At 46.6% G+C, this 6,623-nt stretch carries 6 protein-coding genes; 5 read left to right on the top strand and 1 reads right to left on the bottom strand.

Annotated features, from left to right (window positions below; genetic code table 11):
• Nucleotides 1–140 precede the first annotated feature (140 nt).
• The 5 genes from OXH00_20455 (at nt 141) to OXH00_20475 (ending at nt 6,417) form a co-directional block, all read left to right on the top strand.
• Complete coding sequence (locus tag OXH00_20455) at nt 141–830, top strand: phosphoribosylanthranilate isomerase (protein MCY3743391.1); 690 nt, start codon at nt 141–143, stop codon at nt 828–830.
• Between the two features lie 450 nt (nt 831–1,280).
• On the top strand, nt 1,281–2,966 hold the full coding sequence (locus tag OXH00_20460) for an ABC transporter ATP-binding protein (GenBank protein ID MCY3743392.1): 1,686 nt from the start codon (nt 1,281–1,283) through the stop codon (nt 2,964–2,966).
• A gap of 46 nt (nt 2,967–3,012) precedes the next feature.
• Entirely contained in the window at nt 3,013–3,987 is a 975-nt protein-coding gene (locus tag OXH00_20465; protein MCY3743393.1) for an ABC transporter permease, read from the top strand.
• On the top strand, nt 3,984–4,919 hold the full coding sequence (locus OXH00_20470) for an ABC transporter permease (protein ID MCY3743394.1): 936 nt from the start codon (nt 3,984–3,986) through the stop codon (nt 4,917–4,919). Before OXH00_20465 ends, OXH00_20470 begins: the two co-directional genes overlap by 4 nt.
• Nucleotides 4,920–5,238: 319 nt before the next feature.
• Nucleotides 5,239–6,417, top strand: coding sequence for a BMP family ABC transporter substrate-binding protein (locus OXH00_20475; GenBank protein ID MCY3743395.1), 1,179 nt, complete (start codon nt 5,239–5,241; stop codon nt 6,415–6,417).
• 16 nt (nt 6,418–6,433) lie between these two features.
• On the opposite strand, the gene OXH00_20480 is transcribed toward OXH00_20475, so the two are convergent.
• Nucleotides 6,434–6,623: hypothetical protein (locus OXH00_20480; GenBank protein ID MCY3743396.1), on the bottom strand; the 190-nt coding region annotated here is incomplete at its 5' end.

Here is a 6,623-nt window from a genome sequence, read left to right on the forward strand (position 1 = left end):
GTAATCCCGATCCTATCCTACGCAAGGAATAATTAAAAGATGTCCAAAGCGCGTAGCTCGTAATGAAATGGAGAGCGAGTTTGAGAAAAGAACGTCAAAGTTCCAGTCCACTCCGCTTAACCGCAAGGTAAAATTAAAAAATGTCTAAGGAATCCCGCTGCAGTGTCAAAATCTGTGGCATAACCTCTATCCATGATGCTCGACTTGCCGCTGACGCGGGCGCGGATTATGCCGGTGTGTTAGTTGATGTTGCCGTATCTGAACGGACACGCGCCACTGCCGAAGCCGTCGAAATCGCAAGCGAGAGCCCTATCCCAACCGTTCTTTTACTATACAATCGTACGACATCCGACATCCAAGCGGTGGTGTCGCAGGTTCACCCGTTCGCCGTTCAACTTCTTGGGCAAGAGTCGCCACAACAGGTTGAAGCACTTAAAAATACTGTGGCATGTCAACTCTGGAAGTCGGTTTATCTACCTGCAGGGAGTCCTGAGAATGTGGATATGCCTGCTGTCCGTGCTGAGATGCAAGCCTATAGGGATGCCGGTGCTGACTTCCTTTTATTTGATAGTGTTGACATGAGTCTGGAGAAACCGAGATATGGTGGTACCGGCAAAACTTGTGATTGGAATATCGCCGCTGAACTCATCGCGGAAAGTCCGTTACCGGTCTTCTTTGCAGGTGGGATTCGTCCAGAGAACGTCAAGACCGCGATTGAGACGATCCGTCCGCACGGTATAGATCTCTGTTCCGGTGTTGAAGCCTCGAAAGGGGTCAAAGACCCGCAAAAATTGGTACAACTGATGGAACAGGTCGAGCGAGCATCTTAGCCACTCATATATAGCAAAGCTGATGATAACCTATATACCTATGTCATAACAGACAAGCGTTCGTAGTAGGGCGCTTCATCGCCCCTATATTTGCGCCAAAATTTTCCTACCTACCTATTGCTATCCTCCCATATTTCCCAATTTGTTATCTGTGGTATCAAATTAGACACCATAAATAACATATCTGTTTTCGTCTTGATATTTGTTGCTTATGCGATTTTCGCCTAATTATTTCTATATTTTCATGTGGTAGACTCCTCAAAACATTATGTGACAACAGACTTATTGCATCAGACTTAATAAAAAGATTCTACTTGTTACATATATGCAGCACAATTGCTTTTGGTTATGGCATGTTTTTTGCTACAATATGGACAGTGTAAAAATTAAAATATAGATGTGCTTGAGATTTTGATGAATTGCTGGAAAATGCTGGTTGGAGTAAAGTAAATGAACCGTGTTAAACCGCAAACAATTATAAAAGAAACGCCACGTGAATCCCATGTAATGGAGTTTAACGGTAAGGAATTACCACATGTTAAGAAAACGGTTATCTCCATTAGTGAAATGAGCGTTCGTCTTCTAAACATAACCAAGCAATTTCCCGGCGGAGTCATCGCCAATCAGGGAATCACTTGTGAAGCAAAGGCGGGTGAAATTCATGCTATTCTGGGTGAGAATGGGGCAGGGAAGACTACTTTGATGAAAATACTCGCTGGTTTCCACACTCCAAATACCGGACGGATTGAAATTGATGGTCAAGAAATGGTATTTCATAGTCCTAAGGATGCTAAATTAGCTGGCATCGGTATGGTACATCAACACTTTTCGTTGATTCCGGCGTTGACTGTTGGTGAAAACCTTGCCTTAGGTTCCTCCAGTACACCTTGGGTTTTGAAGTCAAAACAGTGGAACCAGCATCTTATGGATTCAGCAGATCATTTAGGTTTTGATATTCGCCCAGATGTGAATGTTTCACAACTTTCTATGGGTGAGCGGCAGCGCGTTGAGATTTTCCGATTGCTATTGGAAGGTGCAAAGGTCCTAGTCTTAGATGAACCGACCTCTATTCTCGCCCCAAAAGAAGCTGAACGTCTCTTTGTACATCTGCAAGAGTTTGCCGAGTCTGGACACACTATATTCCTTGTCACTCACAAAATTGACCATGTGAAAGCAATCGCTGACAGAGTCACCGTTCTGCGGCGTGGCCAAGTTGTCGCGACACAAGAAGCAGCCGAACTAAGCGAAGCAGATTTGGCGGAACTTATGGTCGGTCGTCCCTTTGAAATAGGTGTGCCTGATCGTCGAAAGAAGAATGATAGGTACGAAAGCGAGCTCGCCTTAGAGGTTCGGAACCTTACGGTTGCCCCAATATCTTGTCCAGCCGGGCTGACTGATGCCTCCTTCAAAATCCAAGCTGGTGAAATTCTAGGTGTTGCTGGAATTAGCAGCAATGGACAAGACGAACTGGTTGCCGCTTTAACAGGAACAACTCAATTTGATGGGGATCTCCATTTACCGCCAACCCAAGACCACCGAATTGGATTTATACCAGGGGATCGTCGAGGCGTTGGAGTCGCGCTGCCCCTTACTGTTGAAGAAAATCTGAACATGCGTGATTTTCGACAGGACGGTTTCTCATTCGGGCCACTAATGAACAAGCCTCGATTAGAATCCGAAGCGAAAAAAAAGATTGAAAAATTCGGCATCCAACCATCTGATCCTAACGTCAAAACTTCGACGCTTTCTGGCGGCAACATTCAAAAAATATTGCTCGCTCGCGAGTTGGCGAATCACCCCAATCTTATTATCGCAGTAAATCCCACCGCGGGCCTAGACGTTGCGACTGTAGATTTTGTGCATCGAGAGATAACACAGCAAGCAGACGCAGGTGCCGCTGTCCTTCTCGTATCAGAAGATTTGGATGAACTACTTGTCTTATGCGATAGAATTGCTGTGCTATTTGAGGGACATATCGTGGGGACCTTTAACGCTGCCCTTGATGTCCGAAATTCAATTGGTCTTGCAATGAGCGGAATAGACACGTTCTCTAAACAAGGGGCCTTGCCAGGACAACCAAAACCTATCATGGAGTTTCAGAATGCAACCGAGTGGCTGGATAAATCGTTGGGATAGGCAGCGGGTTTTTACGATAGTTTCGTTGCTGGTAGCTCCGTTGTTGATGGCCATCCTACTTCGTGCAGTAGGCAAGAATCCTGTTTCTATCTTCTGGGCAGTTATCGTAAGCGGCTTCGGTAATCCCCTCGGACTTACAGAAGCAATTACACGAATGACACCGATTTTCTTGTGTGCTTTAGCAGTCGCTATTCCAACAAGAGCGGGACTTTATAATATTGGTGGTGAAGGTCAACTCCATTGCGGTGCCATCGCGGCTACTGCTTTAGTCCTTTATGCCCCATGGTTGCCGCATGTTATGATGATTCCTTTCATTATAATAGCCGCAATGGTTGGAGGAGCGTTGTGGGGGATGATTCCCGGACTCCTGCGGGCCCGTTTTCAAGTCAATGAAATTCTGGTTAGCCTGATGCTAAACTACGTAGCAATCTTTTTTGTTGAACACTTGGTTCACGGGCCGTGGAAAGATCCCAATGCCTTTGGCTGGCCCTATTCTGCACCTTTCCCCGAGTGGGCAGTACTCCCAACCTTTGGTAAATCAAACATCCATCTCGGTATTTTGCTAGGCTTCGTTGCAGTGGGTATCGTTTATTTTATTTGGCAATATACCACTTGGGGGAGATCCATCCGTTTGATTGAAGCAAATCCAAGAACAGCAAGATACGCGCACATTAATGCAGCGAAATATATCGTAGTACTCATGGCAGTTGGCGGAGCGATGGCAGCACTCGCGGGACTCGGTGAAGTGTCTGTCGTTCAAAATCGCCTACGTCCTGGAATTTCCCCTGGCTATGGTTATACAGGGTTTCTGGTGGCGTGGTTGGCAAGAAATAACCCTATAGTTATCATACCGGTGGCTTTCTTTGTAGGAGGGCTCTATTCAGGAGCTGATGCGTTGCAACTCACTGCTGGTCTTCCGTCATCAACAGTGGACATCTTTGTAGGTTTAGCTTTCCTGACCTTTCTTGTCGGTGAGTCTTTCTGGCGAACCAAAAGAACGTTTGCAGAGGAGGCGAGATGAACGATCAGATCGCATGGGGCGGCTTATTGTTGGCAGTACTCGCTGGTGCTATTCGTAGCGGCACACCAATCGCTTTTGCTGCGATTGGGGAAACGCTTTCAGAGCGATCCGGGGTAATGAACCTTGGGGTTGAAGGAATGATGCTGATGGGGGCAATGGTCGGTGTAGTGGTACAAGTGAAAACCGGGATTCCGGCACTCGCCTTACTTGCCGCCGGACTCGCAGCATCTACACTCGCAGCAGTTCACGCTTTCATAACGATCTATCTCAATGGAAATCAGCTTGTCAGCGGTATCGGACTGTCCATCGTGGGAACGGGGCTCTCCGGCTTCCTCGGTCGTCCCTATGTGGGTGTCCGTTTTTCCGGAATAGACAACTGGGGTATCCCATTCCTTAAAGATCTACCTGTTTTAGGCAAGGTGCTCTTTCAGCATGATATCCTTGTGTATCTGACAGTATTTGTTGCTGCTGCGGTGTGGTTCCTACTTTACAAGACTCGTTTTGGTCTACAGGTTCGGGCAGTCGGTGAAGAACCCAACGCAGCCTATGCTCAGGGTGTCCCCGTTCAACGAAGCCGAACCCTTGCAGTTATCCTAGGTGGTTTTCTCGCGGGGATAGGCGGTGCACACCTTTCCTTAGCCTATACACAACTATGGGCTGAAAGGATGACTGCTGGCCAAGGTCTGATTGCCATAGGTTTAGTGATTGTTGCCGGATGGCATCCTTTACGTGTGCTATTGACGACGTATCTCTTTGGTATGTTAATTGTGCTGCACCTCAATCTACAGGCTTCAGGGATTACAATCTCGCCTTATATTTTGGCAGCTTTGCCTTATATTTTTGCGGTACTGGCTTTAACCTTTGTAACGTTTATTGATAAAAGACGAGGCATGCCAGCTGCACTTGCTAAGGAATTTAATATGCTCCAGTGATTAAACTAAAGTTTGGACAATTTTAAAAGAGACCAAGGGGCCGCTTGGATACCCTCTTCCGTAGCATAGATTGTTAGTCTGTGCATCTGTAGCAGAGCTTGTTATATTTTTCTCAGGGTTTGCTCTGGATATGGAACTCGTAGAAAAATATCGAGTCACTTGAAAACGCTACAAACACAAACGAATTGTCCAAAATTTGGTGATTAACGCAAGAACACTACCAGGGCGATTGACGTTCCCTTCATTAATACCAATCGGCCAAAATCTAAATGTGCGAAACTCTCGTACATATTTGTAATTTCCAAGGGAGGTTTTTATTGTGGCTCAAACAACACCATCAAGCGATCGATCCGGATCGCGTATCCTAACCAACATACTGGTAATCATTATCGTTGCAGCGATTGCCGGTGTCCTTGTATGGACGTTGAAACCAACCCCTGAGCCTGTCCCAGGTCCCAGTGCTCCAAGTTTTGGATTTGACAAAGAATCAGACAAACTCCAAGTTGGATTTGTTCTGGTGGGACCAACGTCAGATTGGGGCTTTAATTACCAGCACAACCAAGGGAGGCTTGCTATGGAAGCGAGACTCCGACATAAGGTTCACACCGTGGTTGCTGAGAACATCCCCGAGACTGCAGAAGCAGAGCGAATCATGCAGCGTATGATCGACGAAGGGGCGGAGCTCATCTACGCAACTTCCTACGGTTACCTTGAGTCAGCTTTACGAGTGGCAGAGAAGAATCCGAGCGTGACATTTATGCACTGTTTGGGCGGTAAACAGGCCACAAATCTTGGAACCTATGGTTCTAACATGTGGGAGGTAGCGTATGTCGCCGGTGTTGCCGCCGCCATGACATCAAAGGAAAATACCCAATTCGGCTTTGTAACATCGCATCCGATTCCGCCAGTGCTTTGGATAATTAATGCCTTTGCATTAGGAGCGCAGAGTGTCAACAAGGATATCACTGTTGACACGATTTTCACCAATAGTTGGTACAATCCAGCTGCTGAAACTGAAGCGGTAAATGGTCTTGTCAGTAAAGGCATCGGATTAGTCTATATCTTGGTCGACAGTGGAATTGCTGGAGTCCAAGCTTCTGAACGGGCTGGCATCTACTCTCTTTCACAACATGCTGATCTCTCAAGTTTTGCGCCAAAAGGATGGATAACCGGGTCTGTTTGGGGTTGGACAAATCTCTACGAGAATGTTACAAGATCGGTCATTGACAAAACTTGGAAAAGCGGTCATATTAGTGGTGGATTAAAAGAGGGCTATGCTGAATTAGCCCCCTTCGGACCTGCTGTCAGTGGTGAAGCACAGCAACGGGCTCGTGAACTGTCAGCAAAAATCGCGGCAAGAGAACTAGAAGTCTTTGCCGGTCCTATTTACGACACAAATGGGACAGAGCGAGTACCCGCAGGTGAATCTTTGCCTGTAGACCAAGTGCTTTCTATGGATTGGGGCGTTCAGGGAGTCCGCGGTTTACCAAATCGTTAGCGAAGCACAATTCGCGTTAAGCACGGAGGTCAGAACCATTCGGGTCTCCTTCTGAACCAGTTCTGGCATCCAAGAACCGTTGTTGGATGCCAGGGCTTCTTGGGTACAACGCACTTCGTTGGAACCGGAAAATCTGTTCAAAAACCGAAACTATGGTGAACCCAATAAATAAGTATACATTTTCTGATATTTTAGGTATACTCTCG

The organism is Candidatus Poribacteria bacterium, assembly GCA_026706025.1.
Classification (GTDB): Bacteria; Poribacteria; WGA-4E; order WGA-4E; family WGA-3G; genus WGA-3G.